This window comes from Oceanobacillus neutriphilus, from assembly GCF_014645515.1.
Lineage (GTDB): Bacteria > Bacillota > Bacilli > Bacillales > Amphibacillaceae > Oceanobacillus > Oceanobacillus neutriphilus.
Genome location: NZ_BMLW01000002.1, coordinates 48,990 through 69,949, shown reverse-complemented (window position 1 = coordinate 69,949; position 20,960 = coordinate 48,990). Strand labels below are relative to the sequence as shown.

Here is a 20,960-nt window from a genome sequence, read left to right as displayed (position 1 = left end):
TTATTAAGGCAAACAAGAATAACTCTTTGCTGGGCATAGGGCAGATTCTTTTTAAGGGAGAATAATTTGCTGAAAATTTTAGAAGAAAAGTGTAAAAGACATTTTTATCCTATAAATTTTTTTAATTCATTTGTATAATGGCTGTTAGATATCAGTTAATAAGCAGTAAACTGGGGAATGGAGGGACAGCTATGAAATTGCTCATTGTCGAGGACGATAAAACGATTGCTTCGGGCTTAGAGTATTCTTTAAATCAAGAAGGCTATGATGTTATTGTCAGCCATCATGCGCAGGAAGCAGAACAAATCATTAAAACAGAGATAAACAGCATTTCCTTATGCTTGTTTGACTTATCACTGCCTGATGGAAGCGGCTATGATTTATGCCGGTGCGTGAAAGAAAATGCAGATGTCCCGGTTATTTTTCTCACCGTTGCGGATGATGAGGTGAATGTGGTGATGGGATTGGATATGGGGGCAGATGATTATATTACCAAGCCATTTCGTATCCGTGAGTTAATCTCCCGGATTAAAACCGTGCTCAGACGGTACCAAAAGAATGATACACAGGAAAAAGATTCTATTCAAATCGGGTCATTAGTAGTTTTGCCGTTAGAAGGAAAAGTATATAAGGTGAACGCTGAACTTGCATTAACAGCACTGGAATATCGGCTGTTAATGATTTTTCTCAATCATCGCGGGCAGATTCTAACGCGGGAGCAGCTTTTAGAAATGATATGGGATGTGGCTGGCGAGTTTGTTAATGACAATACGCTCACAGTCTATATTAAACGGCTCCGGAAGAAAATAGAGGATAATCCACAGAAGCCGGTATTAATAGAAACAGTCAGGGGACTGGGATACAGGATGGCAGCAGAAGATGTTAAGAAATAAGGAAATAAGTGTCTTTCTCACTTCAACTATATTGATTCTAGGAATTGGTATTCTATCTGGTTTTATGTATTCACCAGTAACAGCGGTATTTATAGCTGTTATCGGCGGCAGCTTGGCCATTTGCTATATTGTATGGATGTTCTGGCGCTACCGGAAAATGATTCAGCTGTCCAGTTATTTACGGAAAATCATGGCAGGGGATACTTCACTGGACGTCCGCGATAATAGAGAGGGCGACCTTAGTATATTAAAAAATGAAATCTATAAAATGACAAGGATGTTATCTGAGCAGCAGGAAGGGTTGCAGAAGGATAAAGAAAAGCTGACGGATGCGATTTCGGATATTTCCCATCAAATAAAAACACCGCTCACCTCGATGACAGTGATGGCTGATTTATTAAGTGAACCAAATCTGGACGAGCAAAAACGACAGGAATTTACACACCATATCCGTAAGCAATTGGAGCGGATGGAATGGCTTGTTTCTTCCTTATTAAAGCTTTCCAAAATGGATGCCGGGACGGTTTTATTCAGCAAGGAAAAAGTGGAAGTGTCCCAGCTCGTAAAAGAAGCTGCTGCACCAATGGAAATACCTCTTGAGCTGAAGGAGATAGCGTTGGAGATAGAAGAAATACCCGGAGTAGCTTTTATCGGGGATAAAAATTGGACAAAGGAAGCTTGTATCAATATTTTAAAAAATGCGGTTGAACATACACCAAATGGCGGTAAAATCACAATTTCTTATGAAGAGAATGCTATTTTTACGGAAATAAGGATTAAGGATAATGGGAAAGGAATTGAGAAAACAGAGCTTCCGCATATATTCAAACGTTTTTATAAAGGAAGCCATGCAGCAGACGGAAGTGTTGGTATTGGACTGGCTATGGCTTATTCCATTGTTACTAACCAGCAGGGAGATATTGAAGTCCTTAGTAAGCCTGGAGAAGGAACCGTCTTTATCTTAAAATTTTATAAGCAGGTCGTTTAAAAGATGGTTCAAAAAGTTTAGAAATGTTGAGTGGAAGAGATTTAGCAGCTTTTGGAAAATGCTTTTTAAAATAAAGTGACAATATTGTCACCATCATTGTCACTGTTCCGTCATTTTAGACAAGTAAAGTAGAAAGTAATAGAAGGTAACAAGGAGGAAACGGAATGGAATTAATGCGGATTGAAAATTTGTCTAAGGTGTACGGAAAAGGTGACACAGCAGTTAAGGCATTGGATAATGTATCTTTTTCTGTGGATCAGGGAGAGTTTGTAGCAATTATTGGACCATCTGGTTCTGGAAAATCGACCCTGCTTCATTTGCTGGGAGGAGTTGATAAGCCGACGGATGGAAAGGTGTTTATCGAGAAGACTGATATTTACGGGTTAAATGAAACGCAGCTGGCTATCTTCCGAAGAAGACAAATCGGCTTGATTTATCAATTTTATAATCTCCTGCCAATTTTAACGGTGGAAGAGAATATTACCCTGCCGATGCTATTAGATGCTCATAAAGTAGACCAGAAGCATTTCAAGGAAATAGTGGAGATATTGGGCTTGCAAAAGCGTCTGGAATATTTGCCGAATCAATTATCCGGCGGGCAGCAGCAGCGGGTTTCCATTGGCAGAGCGCTGATCAGCAATCCATCTATTATTCTTGCTGATGAACCGACAGGAAATCTGGACAGCAAAAACAGTAAGGAAATCATTGATCTGTTAAAGCTGTTTAATAAAACATACAATCAGACATTGGTGGTTATTACACACGATGAACGTATTGCTTTACAAGCGGATCGTGTCATTCAGGTAGAGGACGGATCGATTGCCAAGGACGAGGTGATCCGTCCATGAATATTGTCAACAAAGTAACACTGCGACATCTTAAGCAGAATAAACGCAGGACGCTCGTTACCATTTTTGGCGTTATTATTTCTGTTGCGATGATTACGGCAGTTGCGTCTTTAGGGGTCTCTTTTATCGATATGCAGAAGCGGGATGCCATTGCCTTTAGTGGTGATTGGCATTATGCAGTACAGGATGTGGATAGAGAACAAATAAAGGCCATTCAAGCAGACGATAATACAGACACTATCGGAATTGTAGATGAATTGGGCTTCGCTCCTTTAAATGACCAATTAGCGAAAAGATACCTCTATGTCCGGGCGATGGATGAGACAGCAATGAAGCAAATGCAGGTGAAGCTGAAAGAGGGAAAGCTTCCAACAAATGAAAATGAGGTTGCTATTTCTGAAGAATTAAAGGGAGGTGACTTCCCATATCAGATCGGAGATACCATTGAGCTGGATATTGGTGAGAGGTATGCGCTGAATGAGGAGGAAAATCGCCCATTAGTTCAGGATGAATCCGTCTATGAAGGTGAGGATGGGATAGAGGAAGAATTACGAGATCAGGAAAAACACAGCTTCAAAATTGTTGGTGAAATAGAAGCGCCTCTTTGGGATACTCCCTGGGCGGCAGGATATACAGTACTGTCGTATACAGATGGTTTATCCTTGTCAGAAATTGATGCTGCATATGTTAATGTAAAAAAATTGCGTCATTCATTATTTGATGATTTAGAAAAATTACGGGAAGATTTAGGTATTAACGCTGAAAATACAGGAACAAATACGCCGTTATTAGACACGTATTTAATCTCCGTAAATAGCGGCATGGTGGCTGCATTATCGGGGTTGCTTATGGTAATCATCGTGATTATTATGGTTGGATCGATTGTGTTGATTTATAATGCTTTTGCCATATCTGTATCTGAACGTTCCCGTTATCTAGGAATGCTTTCCAGTGTCGGGGCTACCAAAAGACAAAAGCGGAATTCTGTTTTATTTGAAGGACTTGTTATTGGCCTGATTAGTATTCCGGTTGGAATTGGGGCAGGATTGCTGGGGATCGGTGTTACATTGCATTTTATTAGTGAAATACTGCTAAGCGCAGGTTTTAATTCTGAAATTCGTCTTGTTGTAACTCCAACGATATTTATTATAGCTGTTGTTGTATCATTACTGACTATTATGATTTCTGCATGGATACCAGCTGTCAGGGCATCTAAAATTACAGCGATAGATGCAATCCGTCAGGCAAAGGATGTTAAACTGACCAAAAAGAAAATCAAAACAAATCGCTTTGTCCAGAAGCTGTTTGGCTATGAAGCAGAGATTGCCTTAAAGAATTTAAAAAGAAATAAGAAGCGTTATCATGTTACTGTATTTTCTTTAATGATCAGTATTATCTTGTTTTTATCGGTCGGTTTTTTTACAAATACACTGACCAAGTCATATGAATTACAGTCTGATGAACAGAATTATGATATTTCCATTCGAGAATACTACTCTAATGATAATAATCTGGCTGATGTATACCCTGCAATAGAAACGATGGAGGATGTAAATGAAAGCATCATGTATCAGAATTTGAGATTCTCTGCTGTTATACCTGAAGAGATTGCAGGAGATACGTTAGAAGGTGTGGATGATGACTCTGTAGAGATGTATGAAGAGGGAACGGGCTATACATTGGAACTAATAGGCCTCTCGTCAGAAGACTGGGATGATTATCTTCGTGAAAATAATATTTCAGCAGCATCTGATAAGCAGCAGCCGGCTGTTTTAGTTAATACCGTAACTTATATGGACCAAGATAATAAATATGTGGAAACGGAGATGTTGCATGTTCACGAAGGTGATAAACTGCCTTTTCGTCAGGAATACTATATTGAGGAAAAGGATGACTGGGAATTATCAGATTCCGAAGAGCTTGAGTTGATAGGCCTTACGGATAATTTTCCAATGGGAAATTTTTATACTTCTCCTAATACATTGTCTGTCATTGTTAATGAACAAACATTTAATGAACTGACGGCAAATTTGCCTGATAGTTATGATAGAAGCTGGGAAGTATATTTAACTTCAGATGATCCGTATCAGGTCGAAGAGGATATTGAAGGGCTTGAATCAGGAAGCAGCTTTGAAATAAGTAATATATATGCGTTTCAGCAGCAGGATAAACAACTGGCTTTAGCCTTATCCGTCTTTATTTATGGATTTATCACGCTAATCACTTTAATTTCCATTGCCAATATTTTTAACACCATTTCAACGAGTGTAGCACTGCGGAAAAGGGAATTTGCGACAATGAAATCTATTGGTATGACACCAAAAGCTTTTCGTAAAATGATTCGGTTTGAAAGTGTTTTTTATGGAATCAAGTCGTTGATCTACGGACTGCCAATCAGTTTTGTAGTGATGTACGGGATTCACATACAAACAAGGAGTGCTTTTGATTATCGTTTTCAAATACCCTGGGTTTATATCGGCATTGTTATTTTGGCTGTCTTTATCATTGTCGGAGCTGCCATGCTTTATTCGACTTCTAAATTGAAGAAGGATAATATTGTCGAGACGTTGAGGCAGGAAAATATTTAAATTAATAAGAGGCTATCTTAGATGAGACTATCTGAGATAGCTTACTGCTGACCCGTTTATTTGCACATAAATTATTAGAAAAAAAGTTTTTGAGATTGGTTAATTAAGTAAAAATTATATAAAGATAAGAGAACTGTATCTATTAAATGGCTGGAATTTTTTAGGGAGAATAGATACAGTTTTTTTATTTTTATATTAAAGATAAGAAAAATTTGGATAATTTTTAAATTACTATTGTATTTCTATTATATTACGAATATAATACATTTAAATGTGTGTCTTAATGTATTAATACAGTGTGACAAAAATGAATAATTAGAATGAGGTGAGCGGCTCCATTAGAGAGAGAATTTGGATAGTTACATTGAAAAACATGTAATATTTATCCTTTAAAAGAAGTCGTTGTCATTATTTTGTTGAGGGGGTCAGTAATGAATTTTATCAAGCGTGGGTTTTTAGGAATTACAAGAAAAAAAGGAAAGTCTTTAATTTTATTAGCAGTTATTTTTATTTTAGGGAATTTAATATCAGGTGCTATTTCCATTCAGCAGGCAACTGGAAATGTAGAGTCCACTGTTAAAGAGAGACTTGGAACCGCAGCAACAATTGATATTGATTATGATGAATGGGATGCAATGTCTGATTCAGAGATGGAATCATTAGAGATGGAAGAAATCAGTGTTGATTTAATTAAAGAAATTGGTGAGCTTTCTTATGTGAAATATTATGATTATAATATGACTTTCTGGCTGGGGTCAGAGAGCATAGAAAGATACCAGGATGAAGACCTGGATGACGAAATGGAAGAGGACATGATGTTTGGCCCAAGTATGGATTTTACACTGAAAGGGATTAATTATGCTCCTGTGATCGATTTTGAAGAGCAGAAGGGTAAATTAGTAGATGGCCGTGTGTTTACACAAGAAGAGGTGGATGGCGGCAGTTCTGTTGCTGTTATTTCCAAAAAGCTGGCAGAGGAAAATAATCTGAATGTGGGAGATACATTTACATTAGCTAATGATGTCTATACCTATGATTATAATACCGGTGAGGGGGATTTAGTAACCTCCCGTGATGTCGTATTAGAAGTAATTGGATTATTTGAACCTCAGGAAGCTAAAAAAGAGACAGAGGAAAATTCAGAAAGCGATATGATGGTTCTTATGGAAGATACAGAATACTATAACACGATGTATGTTCCAAATGAGGTTGTTATAGATGAAACAAAATATAATTGGGAAGAGTCTTTGAAAGCAGATGAAGAACTTGCAGAGATGATGGAAGAGGAAGAAGAGTCGTTTGAATACTATTCACCTATCTATTATTTGAACAATCAGGAAGATATTGAAGCCTTTACAGAAGAAGTAAAGCCATTACTGCCTGAGCTTTATACAGTGATCAGTGCAAGTGACCAATACGACAATATTGCAGGGCCGATAGAATCGATGTCAAAATTAGCGAAATATGTTTTAATTGTTGCGGTAATTGCAACAGTATTGATTACTGGTTTAGTAGTTTTACTGTTCCTACGGGACCGCAAACGCGAACTGGGCATTTACTTATCTCTGGGAGAGAAGAGAAGCCGGGTTGTCGGACAGATTTTGATTGAGGTTATGGTCGTTGCCGTCGTTGGTATTACCTTATCGCTATTCAGCGGAAATCTTCTCGCGCAACAGGTATCCGACACGTTAATGAGAGCCGATGATAATAATGAAGAGTACTTTGAAGAATATTACTATGAAGGTATAAGTACGGATTTGACAGCAGATGACGTTATGGATTCTTATGAAGTAACGCTTAATTCCAGTTATGTTTTGGGCTTCTATGGAGTCGGGCTGGTAACAATCTTAATTTCAACGATTATTCCGCTTATATATATTGTAAGGCTGAATCCAAAGAAAATACTGATGTAATAGAGAGGTGAAATGATGATATTAGAAGCGAAGGATTTAAATTATTATTATCAGGATGGCGAACAGCGCCGTTATATATTAAAGGATACATCAATATCTTTTGAAAAGGGAAAGTTTTATACGATTTTGGGGCAGTCCGGCTCAGGGAAAACCACCTTGTTATCATTACTCAGTGCCTTGGATTCACCGCATAGCGGAGAGGTATTATTTAATGGAGATGATATTAAGAAAATTGGGTACGAAAAGTATCGCCGTAATAATGTCGGAATTATTTTCCAAAGCTATAATCTGGTTCCGACCTTCACAGCTGTTGAAAATGTACTGGTTCCGATGTCTATTACAGAAAACGAAATTCCGGAAGATACAAAAACAGTTGCTTATAACTTACTGGACTATATCGGTATTGTAAAAAACAAAGCAGATCGTCTTGTTAACCGGCTTTCCGGAGGAGAACAGCAGCGTGTGGCTATTGCCCGCGCTCTGGCAACCAATGTAGAATTAATTCTTGCCGATGAGCCGACAGGAAATCTTGATGAAGAGATGGAGCAGGAAATCATTGAAATCTTTAAGAAATTGGCACATGAACATGGGAAATGTGTCATCGTGGTAACTCACTCCAATGAAATCGCCCTGCAGTCTGACCAGGCTTTCCGTTTGAGGAAGGGTGTACTGACTTCTTATGAGTGATTTTTTATCAAAGTTTAATAAAGACAAATATGATGATCTGGTGAATGAGAAAGAAGAACAGAAAGAAGATAAGAAAGCAGAGAAACAGGAAGAAAAAGCGCCACAGCAGAAGCAGGAGGAACAGGCTTCTGCTGTGGAAAAGGAAGAACCAGTACATAAGCGTGAGACCGTCCCGGTTTCTACACCGCCCTCCTCCAGAAGCAGCCGTCGGCAGGATGAGGAAGAGGAAGTGGAGATTGACCAAGATTACGGCAGAAAAAAGAAGCTACGGATGTGGCTGATTATTGCAGGATCTGTTTTAGCCTGTATATTGATTTTCATCATTTATTATATGGCAGTTCATGTAAAGGTTGAAAATTTTGTGGATCAGCCTGTTTCGGAAGTCCGCGCCTGGGCTGGCGAGAATGATGTCGAGGTGGAATTAGAGCAGGAGTACAGTATGGAATATGATGCCAATCAGGTTATTTCCCAAAGTGTAGCTGAAGGTGACAGAATCAGGAAAGGGAAAACGCTGCAATTAACGAGCAGTTTAGGCGCTGATCCAGAGGAGATTATTCCACTTGCTGATTTTTCAGAAATGACACAGGAGGAAGCGCAGACCTGGATTGATGAAAATAAGGCAGAAAATCTGCAGATGGTGACAGAATATAGTGACGATATAGAAGCAGGAGATTTTATTAAGTTTTCCATTAAGGATAGCAATATTGCAGAATCAGAATATAAGCGCAAGGATAGTGCTGCTGTCTATTACTCAAAAGGGGAAGAGGTTTTTGAGAAGAATATTACCATCCCTGATTTTACTGGAGTTGCCAAAGAAGAAGTAGAAAAATGGGCAGAAACCAATGAAATTGAGATGACTTATGAAGAGGAAGATTCTGACAGTGTTGAAGAAGGAAATATTATCAGCCAAAGTGAAGCTGCAGACGAAAAAATTGCGAAAAGGGATGCGATGGAAGTAGTTGTATCTGCAGGTAAAGCTGTAATCGTTCCTAGCTTTTCTGGGCTAACTGCAGAAGAAGCAACCATGAATTATCCGGATTTAAATGTGACGGTGAAACATGCTTTTCACGCTGACGTTTCCTATGGATCGCTTATTTCACAATCTGTTGAACCGGATACGAAGCTGACAAACAAAGATGATAAGAGTGTTACCGTTACGTATTCGCAGGGCAGACCATATTTACATGACTTCCGTGGACAATCAGAAGGTGATTTGCCAAGATTGTTCTATGAGCAGTATAAATCAAAAGGTGCTGATATTAACTATATTGTGAAGTACGTTGATTCATCGGAACTAAAGGGTACAGTAGTGGATATGGGTGTATTTAATGAATTTGTACCGATGACTTATACGGTAGAGGTCAGAATTAGTAACAATGCTTCTGCACCGCCTGATCCGCCAGATTTTAATGAGGGGCCGGAAAATATCTATCCGGAGCCTGGTGCAGATGAAGATGTAGGACAAGGAGAGCTTGAACCAGATCCTGGAGCAGAAGAATCCCAAGATTTATTGGAAGACGATGAAAATCAGGAATTGGACGAGAAGTAAGAGAGAAGCAGTCATCAAGCTGAAGCTCTCGGAAACCTTCTATGCAGAGAGATAATATGACAGGAGTATTTCCTTAGAAAAGGAAGTACTCCTGTTTTTAAGGATATTATCCTCCATTCCTTGTACAAAATAATTTTAATCTCACTTGCCTGCTGGATTATTGGCAGTGGTTCTTAATTCAGTTTCAATAAAGGATCTTCCGGAATATCCTCCTCCATAACTTCGATCCAGCCCTTTCCATAGCTGCCCGATGTGTCCATACGCAAAAAAGCATTCGGCCGCAGCTCTTTACTCATCACTTTTGTAATTTGCTGTTCATCGCCTTCTTCGTTATACCCTAAAAAGACATACTTATATTTCCCGGTCCACAGCTTTTCGTAATTATCTTCCGACGTTTCTACGTAATAAGTTTCTACAGGATGCTGTAATAACCAGTCTGTTAATGGAATGATTCCGGCTGTTGTCTTTTGAAGGGCTACTGCCGTAATTGTTAATATAATGAGGATTCCTATGAATATCTTTACTGCTTTTTTCATTTGATGACACTCCTTTTTACGCTTTATTCTTAACTTTATTGTAAAGAAGGAGACAAATTGTAAAAATCGTTTATTCTTACAGTTACCTTACATAATTGTAAGGTGAAAATGCTTACGCTATTTTTGTGGTTCATTTCAATCTATGCAATAATTATTAAAAACAAAGCGTGTATAAAAGGGGAATATAGATGCAAACCATTATGATAGTAGAAGACAATCCGAAGATTTCGAAACACTTACAGGATTATATCGAAAAATATGGCTATCAGGTAGCTTTTGTTACGGATTTTGAGCGGATTATGGATATTTTTCAAAAGTCGAAACCTGATCTGGTGCTTTTAGATATTAATTTACCAAGCTATGATGGTTTTTATTGGTGCAGACAAATCCGTAAAGAATCTACCTGTCCAGTAATTTTCATTTCAGCCCGGACCGGAGAGATGGATCAGGTAATGGCACTGGAGAACGGAGGCGATGACTTTATAACGAAACCGTTCAGTGCGGAAATTGTGATGGCTAAAATACGGAGTCAGCTGCGCCGTGCATATGGAGAATACGCGCAGGATGTCAAGGAGCGTTATTTGGAGGTGGAAGGTCTGAAGCTTTTACCTGAACGTCTGGAATTATCCTTTGCCGGAAAAGATACATTTCTATCTAAAAAAGAGGCAGACATTATCGAAACGTTAATGAACCGTTATCCGCGTGTTGCCGGCAGGGAAGATTTGTTAGAAAAGCTATGGGATGACCAGACCTATGTGGATGAAAATACCTTAAACGTCAATATAACAAGAGTAAGGAAAAAGCTGCAGTCTGTCGGGATAAAGGATGGTGTTGAAACGGTCAGAGGTGTTGGTTACCGGCTGAAAAGTATGCTTAATGAAGAATGATGTAACTAAAAAGGGAGTGTTAACATGCAATTTAGAATTGTCGAAGAAGAAGATTTGATTATATGCAGTAAATTATTTTTAACTGTTTTTAACGAAGAGCCGTGGAATGATGAATGGACATTAGAAACTGCGCAACAATACTTATCAAATTTTTATCAGACTCCAGGATTTTTAGGTGTGTCCGCAGTTGAAAATAACGAGATAGTCGGATTTATTTTCGGGGTACGGCGGGTATGGTGGAGCGGCGATGAGTTTTTTATTAATGAGATGTGTGTGGACACAAATCAGCAGAATAAAGGAGTTGGGAAATCGCTCATGGATTATTTGAAGAAAGTAATAGGTTCAAATGGGGTTGCGACTATTTCTCTTTTAACCGACAGAGGAATACCTGCAGAAGAATTTTATAAAAGAAATGGATTTAAGGAAATTGAGAGACTTGTATTTTTAAGCAGTGATGTATAAATAGAAAAAGATATTTATTACGATTAAAGATGTCTCATGGTTCAAAGGAGATTGGCAATGAAGTTATTTTTAAAGGAACATGCTTTACTGATTGCTCTTAACATATTACAATTTGCAGCTGTTTTACTTATTTATTGGCTCGACGGTTATCGGAATCTGCTCCCGGCTTTATATGCGATTTTTATCGGATTCTTTTTTCTTAGCTGCTATCTTTTTTATCAATATTTCAGTCGGCGCGCATTTTATCAGCGATTAAGCAGACCGTTAGAAACATTGGATGAATCATTGCAGAAGAACAGCCAGCACCCGGTTTCTGACGCTTTAAATGAACTGTTGCGGAGCCAGTATAAACATTATCAGCAACAGATAAATACGATTGGAAAGGAAAGAGAGGAGCATCTTAAACTGATGGATCATTGGGTGCATCAGATGAAAACACCCATCTCTGTAATTGAGCTAACTGCACAGAGTCTGGACGAGCCGGATTCGTCCAGTATCAGAGAGGAAACCGAGCGGATGAAATCAGGATTAAATACGATTCTTTATATGGCCAGGCTGCGGACAATTGAGCAGGATTTTCATATCAAACCGATTCATCTGGAGTCATTGGTGCACGAGGTGAACGGAGAAAATAAACGTTTTTACATACGTAATAAAGTTTATCCGAAAGTGGAAGAAAGAACAGCGGGGCTAACTGTGCAGACAGATGAAAAGTGGCTTTTCTTTATTTTAACCCAGCTTATCTTAAATGCAGTAAAGTACTCGGCCGGAAAAAACAATTCGATTCTTATTTCTATCTATGAAAGAGAAAAAGAAGCCGTTTTGGAAGTGCAGGATTTTGGAGTAGGAATTCCGGAAGAGGATAGAAAACGTATTTTTGATGCATTTTACACTGGAGAAAATGGCAGGAAATTCAGGGAATCTACCGGGATGGGTCTATATTTGATAAAAGAGGCAGTGGAGCACCTCCATCATCGCATTGAATTTGAATCAGAAGTAGGAGAGGGTACAACATTTCGGGTTATTTTTTCGGAGACGCAAAAGTTATGAATATACAGTGGACTATTTAGTGGGGAGCAAATGAGTTGAATTATAAATCAAGGTTCAATGTGTATTCGACTAGAGTTACTTACATTGGGCTCGCAATTGCAATAGCCATAAAAGATGGTTTATTAAACCTGGACGATAAATTAAGCACCTATTTAGAGGAGTATAAAAAAAGATTATTTTCTTTTATAATCAGTGGTTTAAGATTTTATTCAATAGAATTATGTGTTGTTTTAAACACATTTAAAGCGTATAATTATAGTATAAATAATAAATTTGCTGCGTATAATAGTTGGAAAGAAAGTGCGGAAAGTGAGTGATGTTCTAATGAAGGATAAAAATAGGAACTTAGCTGCTTTGGAATTTCTTCAAAGAAATGTTTTAAACGTTACAGATCTTACAAGAACAAATAAGCTCTCAGAAATATTAAATTCTTTTTCAGGTGAAGAAACAGACGAAGTTTTTGTAGTAAAAAATCATAAAAATAAAGATGCAGCAGGGGTTTTTGTTGATTTAGAACGTTATATAAAATTATTAAAAATTGAAGAAATTTATGAAAAAGCGATGGATAGCCATATGCTTGAAATAGCCAAAGAACGTAAAGATGATATAGCGGATATTCCTTTAGCAGATGTGCTGAAAGAAGATGATGAAATTGATTATAAATATATTTATGACAATATAGATAAAATCGATTTAGAGGATTAAATATAATTAAAATGAATTTAAATAAATTTAATAAAAGCAAAGCGATATCCCTAAGAATTATCTACCGTCCAATAAAGAAAAATAACTTAATAGAGATGCAAATTATTGTAGGACCAAGAGATAAAAATAAAGTATATCATAATGCTCAAGAAAGAATGGAAACCTTCTTTGAAGAAATGAGAGATAAAGATTAGAAAAGAACGGTTTAAAGATATATGAAATTATTAAATTTAATGAGAAGAAATAAACTTCTCTTTTTTTATGCCTGAATATTGTTTTTATACTAAAATACAGATTCACCCATGTTCTGTTTTGTTTATTACTATTTAAAAGTATCTACCTTACAACAATGTAAGGTAACTGAAAGGAATTTCGATAGTTCCTTCCTTAAAAACAACGATATACTAAGGTTAAATCAAATGATAAGGAAGGAAGTATTTTTATGCTGAAAGTAAGACAGGTCAGTAAAGTATATGAAGGAAAGGTCTCCTATCGTGCATTGTCAGATATTAATTTGACCATAGAGGATAATGAATTTGTAGGAATTATGGGGCCTTCCGGGAGCGGTAAAACGACATTATTGAATATGATTGCTACGATTGATGAACCGACTACAGGTGAAATTTTAATAAACGGAAAGGATCCGCATCGCTTGAAAAAGGAAAAGCTGGCGCAATTCCGCAGACGGGAGTTAGGATTTGTCTTTCAGGATTTTAATTTGCTTCATACGTTGACGGTGGAAGAAAATATGGTGCTGCCATTAACACTTGACGGTAAAAAGGTCAGTGAAATGAAGAAAAAGGCAAAGGAAATTGCTGAAAAGCTGGGGATAACAGAAATAATGAATAAAAGAACGTATGAAATCTCTGGCGGGCAGGCACAGAGAGCAGCTGTTGCCCGGGCAATGATTCACACGCCGAAGCTGCTTTTGGCGGATGAGCCGACAGGAAATCTGGATTCTAAATCCTCTAAAGATGTGATGGAAATGCTGGAATCCATTAATGAAAAGGAAAAAACAACCATGCTATTGGTAACGCATGACCCGCAGGCGGCGAGCTATTGCAATCGAGTTGTGTTTATCCGGGACGGGAAGTTTTATTCGGAAATTCACCGTGGAGATAATCGGCAGGCCTTTTTCCAAAAGATAATTGACACACTCTCATTAATGGGAGGGGATTCCAATGACTTTTCGTCAGTTCGCGTTTAATAATGTTATCCGGAATAAACGGCTGTATGCTGCTTATTTTTTGACCAGCCTTTTTACGGTGATGGTGTTTTTTACTTTTTCTATTTTTGCTTCTCACCCGCAGCTGACGGGAGATAATATGGACTCCTATGTCAGCTTTGGGATGAATGTGGCTGCAGGGATTATCTATGTATTCTCCTTTTTCTTTGTGCTTTATTCAATGAGTTCTTTCTTACAATCACGGAAAAAGGAATTTGGCTTGTTAATGATGCAAGGGATGAGCATGAAGCAGATCCGCTCGATGGTATTTTTAGAAAATATGTTTATTGGTCTGCTGGCTACCATTGGCGGTATTGGATTAGGATTGGTTTTTTCAAAAGTTATTTTATTGATTGCAGAAAATGTACTTATTATTGATAATGAACTGCCTTTTTATTTTCCAACGCAGCCTGTCCTGTTGACTTTTGGCTGTTTTATGGTGTTATTTTTCCTGATTTCTTTGTTTGTTTCCTACGTTTTGAGGAGTAGGAAATTAATTGATTTAATCAAAGGCGATAAGAAATCAAAGGGAGAGCCGAAAGCAAATCTATTTTTAACCATTCTGGCAGTTCTTTTACTTGGAACTGGATATGCGGTTGCTTTGACAGTCGATGGATTAAAGGTGATTGCAGCGATGGTTCCGGTTATCCTTGTCGTCGTTATTGGCACTTATCTCCTGTTTACACAATTAAGTGTATTTATTATCCGGCGGTTAAAAAAGAATGAGAATGTTTTCTGGCATAAAACAAATATGATTCTCTTCTCTGATCTTTCTTTTAGAATGAAGGATAATGCAAGATCTTTTTTCTTAGTGGCGATTATTTCTACCGTAGCTTTTAGTGCGATTGGATCATTGTACGGGTTTCAATCAGTTCTTACTGCCGGAATAAAACAGACGAATCAAACTACTATTTCCTATCAGGATTATGATACAGGCAATGAGGAAGCGAATGTTGCGTATATAGATGAAAAGCTGCAGGAAGCAAATTTGGATATGGACAAAGAGCAGGCAATGCTTCGTTACTATGAAGTACCTGATGAATCACAGGTCTTGATTGCGAAAGAATCTGATTATAATCGAATCGCAGGTTTAAGTGATAATGAAATTATTCAAGTAGAAGACGGGGCGCCAGCTTTGCTGGGACCTGAAATGATATTGCTTGGTGTCGATGGAGGGAATTTAAATGCTCAGAAAGCAGATCTCCTGGAAGATGCTGTGCTTGAACTAGAGGAAGGCGCTGTTTTAGAGCCTGTACAGGTGGTGTCTTCCAATGTACTGCCTGCTACAACAGAATATTATGTTGTTTCCGATCATGATTTTGAGAGCTTACCTTCTCCTGCCAGCGAGCAAAATTATTATGCTTGGCAGGAGAAGGAGGGTAAGGAGATTCCCTTGGGGATAGCAGAGGACTTAGATAATAAACTGTCTGCAGAAGGAGTCCGGATAGGTCAGTATGAAGAATATTTAATCAATAAAATGTATGGACCCATCCTGTTTGTCGGTTTATTTATCGGTATTGTATTTTTTGTATCAGCAGGAAGCTTTCTTTATTTCCGACTTTACTCCGATTTAGATGAAGATAAGAAAAAATTCCAGGCAATAACGAAAATGGGGCTGACAGATAAAGAATTAAAGAAGGTATTAAACAGACAAACTGCCCTTCTGTTCTTTGCGCCAATAGCAGTTGCACTGGTCCATGGAGCAGTAGCATTAACTGCGTTGTCCCATATGTTTTTCTACAATCTGGTAAAGGAATCAGCTGTGGTTTTGGGATTGTTCCTAGCCATTCAGATTGTTTATTTCTTTATTGTTCGTTTTTATTATATCAGGCAGATTAAGCAGGCGCTGCGATAATGGCGTTTGTATAAAGAGAAGGCTTCATAAAAGTGGTGAACTTGATAGACTCCGCTTTATGGAGCCTTTTTAAACTGGAGATGGCGCTGTCTGGTTCCAAAAATTTTTAATTATTTCCTTATGTTAGAATAGGCTGGGGGAGGAGAGATGATATGAATATTGCTGTATATTGCGGGGCAAGTCTTGGAAGTAATCAAGCTTATCAGGATGCAGCACGGGAAGTTGGAAAATGGATAGCAGAAAAGAATAATACGCTGGTATATGGTGGAGGAAAAGCAGGATTAATGGGTGTGGTTGCCGATGAAGTTCTGGCAAATAACGGGGAAGTTATTGGTATCATTCCTGATTTTCTGGTTGAAAGAGAATTAAGTCATCCCAATCTGACAACCTTAGAAATTGTTGACTCCATGTCCGTAAGAAAAAATAGAATGATTGCGTTAGGGGATTGTTACATAGCGCTGCCTGGCGGGCCGGGAACGCTCGAAGAAATTGCGGAGGTTATTTCCTGGGCAAGAGTTGGTCAGAACCAGAATCCATGTATTCTATTCAATCAAAATGGATACTATGACAGCCTTGCCAGGTTTTACGATGAAATGGTGGAAAACGGGTTTTTATCAGAGCAGGATAGAGAGCGTATCTTATTTTCAGATTCAGTGAAAGAGATAGAAGTGTTTATTTCTAGTTATACGCCGCCTGAACTAAGAAAATACACGATAAGCCCATCTAGCTAGCATAGTCTGATATTTTGATGAAAGTCATTGCACCGTATTACAACGAAAGAGCATCTGTTTTCACCTGACAGATGCTCTTTCGTTCAGTCTTTTAATTCTGCCAAAATCGTACAAGGACCGCTGTCTAATCCTTTTAAGAGAAGAGGGAGAGCATACACACGTTCAATCCCGGTCAAATCCTCATCTAACTTCATATCTTCAATAATTAAAATAGCCTGATCATCCTTTCTGCCTAATCCAAGAACGGATTGATGAAACTCCACACCATGCGGATTAACATTCTGTGCACCGGCAGCAGACGGCAGGTCCATGCCAATTGCTTTTATATTTGGAAATTCCATAAGGTAATCACCGGCAGCTTTGGTGAAGCCGGGATTATGCTGGCCATACCGATACGCATCATCCCGGTATTGATAAAATCCGGTCCGGACAATAATAAGATCACAGGAATCCAATTCCTCGGAAAATACTTCTAAATCTTCTTTTGTTATTAATTCATCATCTGATTTGGGTATATCAGTTACTAATACGCTTTCATAAACAAATGTGTCAATTGGATTTTCCCACAATTGCTTTCCTTCGGGATTAAAATGATTAGCACCATCCATATGTGTGCCGCAGTGATTAATGGCCATGTAAAATGATTGGTTAAAAACATCTCCATGATCTGTAGAAAATTGCGACCACATACTGACCGGCGGATTCTCAGAAAAACGGGGTGTGTCAACTCCCAGTGGATAGGATAAAGCGATTCTGCGCATTTTTATGACTCCCTTCAATTATTTTATGAATAATTACAAAAAGCAGCTGATGATAGATATAATGACCTTATTCTGCAGTACATTCATTAAGATAATCGTACTATTAAATTTCGGAATTTTCAACTTTCGTTAGAATATTGTTAGAATTTTTACACTTAAAAGTCTAACAACGAATGTTAAACATATAAAGCTTAGTTTTTGTTCGTGTTTTATTGACAAATTTTATGCTGATTAGTAATATTATAATGTGAACTTAATAGAAATGCGTATAATTTCGGGGATAAGGCCCAGAGTTTCTACCAGACTGCCGTAAATAGTCTGACTACGCAGCAGGATCAACCATAAATTTTCAGTATTTGTTTTGAAAATGAGGGTTGTTAATTGCTGTTCCGGTAGAAACTCTTAAGTAATTTAAGAGTTTTTTTGCACTGTATAAAAGTATAAAATTTCAGCGGATCTTTTGCAGGGCGGGTAATCGCTGCCTGGTTCAGCAGAATTCTTAAGATTATAGTACAGGTGCAGATAAAGCATTCTTATTGCTTTTTAGGATTGGATGCTAAGTCTTCTTTATAGCATAAGCACTATTTAAACAACACATACTAGGACTTATTCTATAAATTTTATGGAGCTTTTCTAGATAAGAGAACGTTCAAAAAGTCCGGTAAAAATGGAGGAAATAAATTCATGAGTAAATATTTTGAATTTGAAAAACTGGGAACGAATTTTCGAACAGAGTTTATAGCTGGGTTAACAACTTTTTTAGCTATGGCTTATATTTTATTTGTTAACCCGAGTATTCTGGGAGAAGCGGGTATGGATCAGGAAGCGGTATTTGCTGCGACCGCGATTGCAGCTGCCTTTGGTTCAATTGTGATGGGAGTCCTTGCTAAATATCCGGTAGCACTTGCTCCTGGTATGGGACTGAATGCTTTTTTTACCTATACAGTAGTAATTGGATTTGGTATTCCGTGGGAAACAGCACTTGCAGGTGTTTTAGCTTCAGGAATTATATTTATTGGATTAACCTTAACAGGAATTCGCGAAACGATTATTAATGCGATTCCGCCAAGTTTAAAGATGGCAGTGGGAGCAGGTATCGGTTTATTTATTGCATTTATCGGTTTGAAGAATGCACAAATTGTCCAAGCGGATCCGTCTACAATTATTGCGCTTGGTGATTTAACATCCCCGCCGGTTTTATTAGCGATTTTTGGAATTGTTATTTCCGTTGTTTTGATTACTGTAGGTGTTAAAGCGGGTATTTTTTATGGGATGATTATCAGTTCTATTGTTGGTATGGTTTTTGGACTGATTCCCGTGCCATCCGGTTTTAGTGGAATTGTAAGCAGTGCTCCAAGCCTGGCACCGACATTTGGACAAGCTTTTATTCACTTTGACCAGATTTTTACGATGCAGATGCTTATTGTTATTTTGACATTTTTATTTGTTAATTTCTTTGATACAGCAGGAACACTGGTTGCTGTTGCAACAAAAGCAGGATTGATGAAGGATAATAAATTACCCAGAGCTGGAAAAGCACTCTTTGCAGATGCTTCTGCCAGTGTAGTAGGTGCAGCTGTCGGTACATCTACTACAACATCCTTTGTGGAATCCACATCAGGAGTGAGTGTTGGTGGCCGTTCAGGATTCACAGCAGTTGTTACTGGCTGTCTGTTCCTGTTAGCTTTGTTCTTCTCTCCGTTACTAAGTGTTGTAACGAATGAAGTAACTGCGCCGGCCTTGATTATTGTCGGGGTATTAATGGCCAGCAGCCTAAAGGATATTCCTTGGGATCAATTTGAGATTGCTGTCCCAGCTTTCTTTACAGTACTGATGATGCCGGTAACTGCCAGCATCGCAACCGGGATTGCCATTGGATTTATCTTTTATCCAATTACAATGCTCGTAAAAGGCAGGGCGAAGGAAGTTCACCCGATTATGTATGTATTATTTGTTGTCTTTGCATTGTATTTTATCTTTTTAACTTAAAAATCAATATGTAGCTGATAAGGGGAGAGTGCGGTGCATTCTCCTCTTTTAGTTTATCGCAGAGTAACTGGATACGGTTCATAAAAGTGTTGTGCCGAGGCTTTTTGCAATGCATACAACCCGGTCCTGATCCAACATTATTCTCCATTTTAACTTTATTACATAGTGAAGAACAAAAAATCCTGCTAAGTAAAGAATGGGTTTAGAAAATAGGAAAAAAGTAGTGTTTTACAATTGCTTTAGGAGAGTAGTCAATGAAACTATATTAATATAGAAGAAATGAGATAATGACAGGTTAATTAATAGGAAAAATGATATAATTCTAAATTTAATATACTTTTTTAAGCAGTAAGTTTAAAGCCTTTGACCTATTGAAAACCTTCCAAGATTTTCATATGATTATGAAATAGTATTAACAATGCTATTGTTAACTTCAGAGGAGAGAGGAAGAACAGAAATGAAAAAATGGCTAATGCTATGTATGGCATTACTTCTTAGTGTTACTTTGGTTGCTTGTGGTTCTGATGATTCAGACGATGATAAGGACACTAAAGATAATGAGAGCACTGAGGATACTGCAGAAGAAACAACAGATAACGATGAGGATTCAGAAGAAAACGCGGAAGCTGAAGAAGGTGCAGCTGCTGATGAAGAATCTGATACAGATGCAGAAGAGAATGCTGATTCAGGAAATGATGCAGCTACAGAAGCGCAAGATTTTGACTTTGATCCAAACGGTGAAAATACAGTAACGCTTCAATCGGAAGAGGCTGGTGTTATTGTACAACTTACTTATAAAGCAGATGGCGATATGGTCTATGAGCAAACTGCAAATAATGAAATGCCTTATTCTGTATTAGGAGTTTCTACACCGGAAGAAGCTGAAGAGGCAATGGCAGACTATGCTGCAGATTTTGAGGGCATAGAAGGAGTTACTCATAACTTTGAATATCTCGATGATAAAGTTGTGGAAACATTAACGGTAAATTACGATGAAGCTGATGTGAATGAAGTAAGCCAATTGACAGGATCTGAATTTGAGGGAGATTTAAGCGGTGGTGTAAGTCTGCAGCAATCTGTCCAAATGCTTCAGGCACAAGGCTATGAAATCGTAGAGGAATAATTTGCATAGAAATTATTAAGAAAAAGAACTATTTTGTTAACTTTCTGTAGATCAGACAAGTGAAAAATTTTACTGCAGTCTGGCGCTGTTGTTTTAACAGTGCCAGGCTGTTTTTATTTTCGGGAGAAATTCTTCTGTAAGTACTAGGAATGGGAAATGAATACTTAGAA

Annotated in this window: 20 protein-coding genes and 1 riboswitch; of the genes, 18 read left to right on the top strand and 2 right to left on the bottom strand. The window is 37.9% G+C overall.

What is annotated here, in order from left to right:
• Positions 1-191: 191 nt before the first annotated feature.
• The 7 genes from IEX29_RS03420 (at position 192) to IEX29_RS03390 (ending at position 9,466) form a co-directional block, all read left to right on the top strand.
• Positions 192-893 (top strand): response regulator transcription factor, encoded by a 702-nt coding sequence (locus IEX29_RS03420; protein WP_188733122.1) that lies wholly within the window; start codon positions 192-194, stop codon positions 891-893.
• The gene (locus tag IEX29_RS03415) at positions 880-1,881 is read left to right on the top strand and encodes a sensor histidine kinase (RefSeq protein WP_188733121.1); all 1,002 of its coding nucleotides are present in this window, start codon (positions 880-882) and stop codon (positions 1,879-1,881) included. The genes IEX29_RS03420 and IEX29_RS03415 overlap by 14 nt, the downstream gene beginning before the upstream one ends.
• Before the next feature lie 164 nt (positions 1,882-2,045).
• Positions 2,046-2,729, top strand: coding sequence for an ABC transporter ATP-binding protein (locus IEX29_RS03410; RefSeq protein WP_188733120.1), 684 nt, complete (start codon positions 2,046-2,048; stop codon positions 2,727-2,729).
• Positions 2,726-5,317: an ABC transporter permease gene (locus IEX29_RS03405; protein WP_188733119.1), complete on the top strand. Its 2,592-nt coding sequence runs from the start codon at positions 2,726-2,728 to the stop codon at positions 5,315-5,317. The genes IEX29_RS03410 and IEX29_RS03405 overlap by 4 nt, the downstream gene beginning before the upstream one ends.
• Positions 5,318-5,748: 431 nt before the next feature.
• The gene (locus IEX29_RS03400) at positions 5,749-7,230 is read left to right on the top strand and encodes an ABC transporter permease (RefSeq protein WP_188733118.1); all 1,482 of its coding nucleotides are present in this window, start codon (positions 5,749-5,751) and stop codon (positions 7,228-7,230) included.
• A gap of 15 nt (positions 7,231-7,245) precedes the next feature.
• Positions 7,246-7,917: an ABC transporter ATP-binding protein gene (locus tag IEX29_RS03395; protein ID WP_204799020.1), complete on the top strand. Its 672-nt coding sequence runs from the start codon at positions 7,246-7,248 to the stop codon at positions 7,915-7,917.
• The gene (locus tag IEX29_RS03390; RefSeq protein ID WP_188733116.1) at positions 7,910-9,466 is read left to right on the top strand and encodes a PASTA domain-containing protein; all 1,557 of its coding nucleotides are present in this window, start codon (positions 7,910-7,912) and stop codon (positions 9,464-9,466) included. Before IEX29_RS03395 ends, IEX29_RS03390 begins: the two co-directional genes overlap by 8 nt.
• Before the next feature lie 173 nt (positions 9,467-9,639).
• On the opposite strand, the gene IEX29_RS03385 is transcribed toward IEX29_RS03390, so the two are convergent.
• Positions 9,640-10,002, bottom strand: a complete 363-nt coding sequence (locus IEX29_RS03385) for a YxeA family protein (RefSeq protein ID WP_188733115.1) — start codon at positions 10,000-10,002, stop codon at positions 9,640-9,642.
• Between the two features lie 188 nt (positions 10,003-10,190).
• Here IEX29_RS03385 and IEX29_RS03380 point away from each other — a divergent pair, with 188 nt between their 5' ends.
• The 9 genes from IEX29_RS03380 to IEX29_RS03340 all read left to right on the top strand — a co-directional run bounded on the left by IEX29_RS03380 (position 10,191) and on the right by IEX29_RS03340 (position 16,917).
• Positions 10,191-10,889, top strand: a complete 699-nt coding sequence (locus IEX29_RS03380; protein ID WP_188733114.1) for a response regulator transcription factor — start codon at positions 10,191-10,193, stop codon at positions 10,887-10,889.
• A gap of 24 nt (positions 10,890-10,913) precedes the next feature.
• On the top strand, positions 10,914-11,351 hold the full coding sequence (locus tag IEX29_RS03375; protein ID WP_188733113.1) for a GNAT family N-acetyltransferase: 438 nt from the start codon (positions 10,914-10,916) through the stop codon (positions 11,349-11,351).
• 57 nt (positions 11,352-11,408) lie between these two features.
• Positions 11,409-12,401, top strand: a complete 993-nt coding sequence (locus IEX29_RS03370) for a sensor histidine kinase (protein ID WP_188733112.1) — start codon at positions 11,409-11,411, stop codon at positions 12,399-12,401.
• Between the two features lie 35 nt (positions 12,402-12,436).
• Complete coding sequence (locus IEX29_RS03365; RefSeq protein ID WP_188733111.1) at positions 12,437-12,718, top strand: hypothetical protein; 282 nt, start codon at positions 12,437-12,439, stop codon at positions 12,716-12,718.
• A 7-nt stretch (positions 12,719-12,725) separates the two neighbouring features.
• Positions 12,726-13,106 carry a hypothetical protein gene (locus IEX29_RS03360; RefSeq protein WP_188733110.1) on the top strand — a complete coding sequence of 127 codons (381 nt, stop codon included), beginning with the start codon at positions 12,726-12,728 and terminating at the stop codon, positions 13,104-13,106.
• Between the two features lie 11 nt (positions 13,107-13,117).
• Entirely contained in the window at positions 13,118-13,300 is a 183-nt protein-coding gene (locus tag IEX29_RS03355) for a hypothetical protein (RefSeq protein ID WP_188733109.1), read from the top strand.
• A 248-nt stretch (positions 13,301-13,548) separates the two neighbouring features.
• Positions 13,549-14,313, top strand: a complete 765-nt coding sequence (locus IEX29_RS03350) for an ABC transporter ATP-binding protein (protein WP_188733108.1) — start codon at positions 13,549-13,551, stop codon at positions 14,311-14,313.
• Complete coding sequence (locus IEX29_RS03345; RefSeq protein ID WP_188733107.1) at positions 14,288-16,186, top strand: ABC transporter permease; 1,899 nt, start codon at positions 14,288-14,290, stop codon at positions 16,184-16,186. The genes IEX29_RS03350 and IEX29_RS03345 overlap by 26 nt, the downstream gene beginning before the upstream one ends.
• A gap of 152 nt (positions 16,187-16,338) precedes the next feature.
• Positions 16,339-16,917 (top strand): LOG family protein, encoded by a 579-nt coding sequence (locus IEX29_RS03340; protein WP_188733106.1) that lies wholly within the window; start codon positions 16,339-16,341, stop codon positions 16,915-16,917.
• An 83-nt stretch (positions 16,918-17,000) separates the two neighbouring features.
• Here the strand turns inward: IEX29_RS03340 and IEX29_RS03335 are convergent, their stop codons facing one another.
• On the bottom strand, positions 17,001-17,678 hold the full coding sequence (locus IEX29_RS03335; RefSeq protein ID WP_188733105.1) for a cyclase family protein: 678 nt from the start codon (positions 17,676-17,678) through the stop codon (positions 17,001-17,003).
• A gap of 244 nt (positions 17,679-17,922) precedes the next feature.
• Positions 17,923-18,023: riboswitch (purine riboswitch) on the top strand.
• A gap of 339 nt (positions 18,024-18,362) precedes the next feature.
• Here IEX29_RS03335 and IEX29_RS03330 point away from each other — a divergent pair.
• Positions 18,363-19,667, top strand: coding sequence for an NCS2 family permease (locus tag IEX29_RS03330; RefSeq protein ID WP_188733104.1), 1,305 nt, complete (start codon positions 18,363-18,365; stop codon positions 19,665-19,667).
• A gap of 457 nt (positions 19,668-20,124) precedes the next feature.
• Entirely contained in the window at positions 20,125-20,790 is a 666-nt protein-coding gene (locus tag IEX29_RS03325) for a YehR family lipoprotein (RefSeq protein ID WP_188733103.1), read from the top strand.
• Positions 20,791-20,960: the final 170 nt, after the last annotated feature.

Bases quoted from the DNA above. Each gene is read 5' to 3' on its own strand.
- IEX29_RS03420 (WP_188733122.1), top strand. From the start codon at position 192: ATGAAATTGCTCATTGTCGAGGACGATAAAACGATTGCTTCGGGCTTA.
- IEX29_RS03415 (WP_188733121.1), top strand. From the start codon at position 880: ATGTTAAGAAATAAGGAAATAAGTGTCTTTCTCACTTCAACTATATTG.
- IEX29_RS03410 (WP_188733120.1), top strand. From the start codon at position 2,046: ATGGAATTAATGCGGATTGAAAATTTGTCTAAGGTGTACGGAAAAGGT.
- IEX29_RS03405 (WP_188733119.1), top strand. From the start codon at position 2,726: ATGAATATTGTCAACAAAGTAACACTGCGACATCTTAAGCAGAATAAA.
- IEX29_RS03400 (WP_188733118.1), top strand. From the start codon at position 5,749: ATGAATTTTATCAAGCGTGGGTTTTTAGGAATTACAAGAAAAAAAGGA.
- IEX29_RS03395 (WP_204799020.1), top strand. From the start codon at position 7,246: ATGATATTAGAAGCGAAGGATTTAAATTATTATTATCAGGATGGCGAA.
- IEX29_RS03390 (WP_188733116.1), top strand. From the start codon at position 7,910: ATGAGTGATTTTTTATCAAAGTTTAATAAAGACAAATATGATGATCTG.
- IEX29_RS03385 (WP_188733115.1), bottom strand. From the start codon at position 10,002: ATGAAAAAAGCAGTAAAGATATTCATAGGAATCCTCATTATATTAACA.
- IEX29_RS03380 (WP_188733114.1), top strand. From the start codon at position 10,191: ATGCAAACCATTATGATAGTAGAAGACAATCCGAAGATTTCGAAACAC.
- IEX29_RS03375 (WP_188733113.1), top strand. From the start codon at position 10,914: ATGCAATTTAGAATTGTCGAAGAAGAAGATTTGATTATATGCAGTAAA.
- IEX29_RS03370 (WP_188733112.1), top strand. From the start codon at position 11,409: ATGAAGTTATTTTTAAAGGAACATGCTTTACTGATTGCTCTTAACATA.
- IEX29_RS03360 (WP_188733110.1), top strand. From the start codon at position 12,726: ATGAAGGATAAAAATAGGAACTTAGCTGCTTTGGAATTTCTTCAAAGA.
- IEX29_RS03355 (WP_188733109.1), top strand. From the start codon at position 13,118: ATGAATTTAAATAAATTTAATAAAAGCAAAGCGATATCCCTAAGAATT.
- IEX29_RS03350 (WP_188733108.1), top strand. From the start codon at position 13,549: ATGCTGAAAGTAAGACAGGTCAGTAAAGTATATGAAGGAAAGGTCTCC.
- IEX29_RS03345 (WP_188733107.1), top strand. From the start codon at position 14,288: ATGACTTTTCGTCAGTTCGCGTTTAATAATGTTATCCGGAATAAACGG.
- IEX29_RS03340 (WP_188733106.1), top strand. From the start codon at position 16,339: ATGAATATTGCTGTATATTGCGGGGCAAGTCTTGGAAGTAATCAAGCT.
- IEX29_RS03335 (WP_188733105.1), bottom strand. From the start codon at position 17,678: ATGCGCAGAATCGCTTTATCCTATCCACTGGGAGTTGACACACCCCGT.
- IEX29_RS03330 (WP_188733104.1), top strand. From the start codon at position 18,363: ATGAGTAAATATTTTGAATTTGAAAAACTGGGAACGAATTTTCGAACA.
- IEX29_RS03325 (WP_188733103.1), top strand. From the start codon at position 20,125: ATGAAAAAATGGCTAATGCTATGTATGGCATTACTTCTTAGTGTTACT.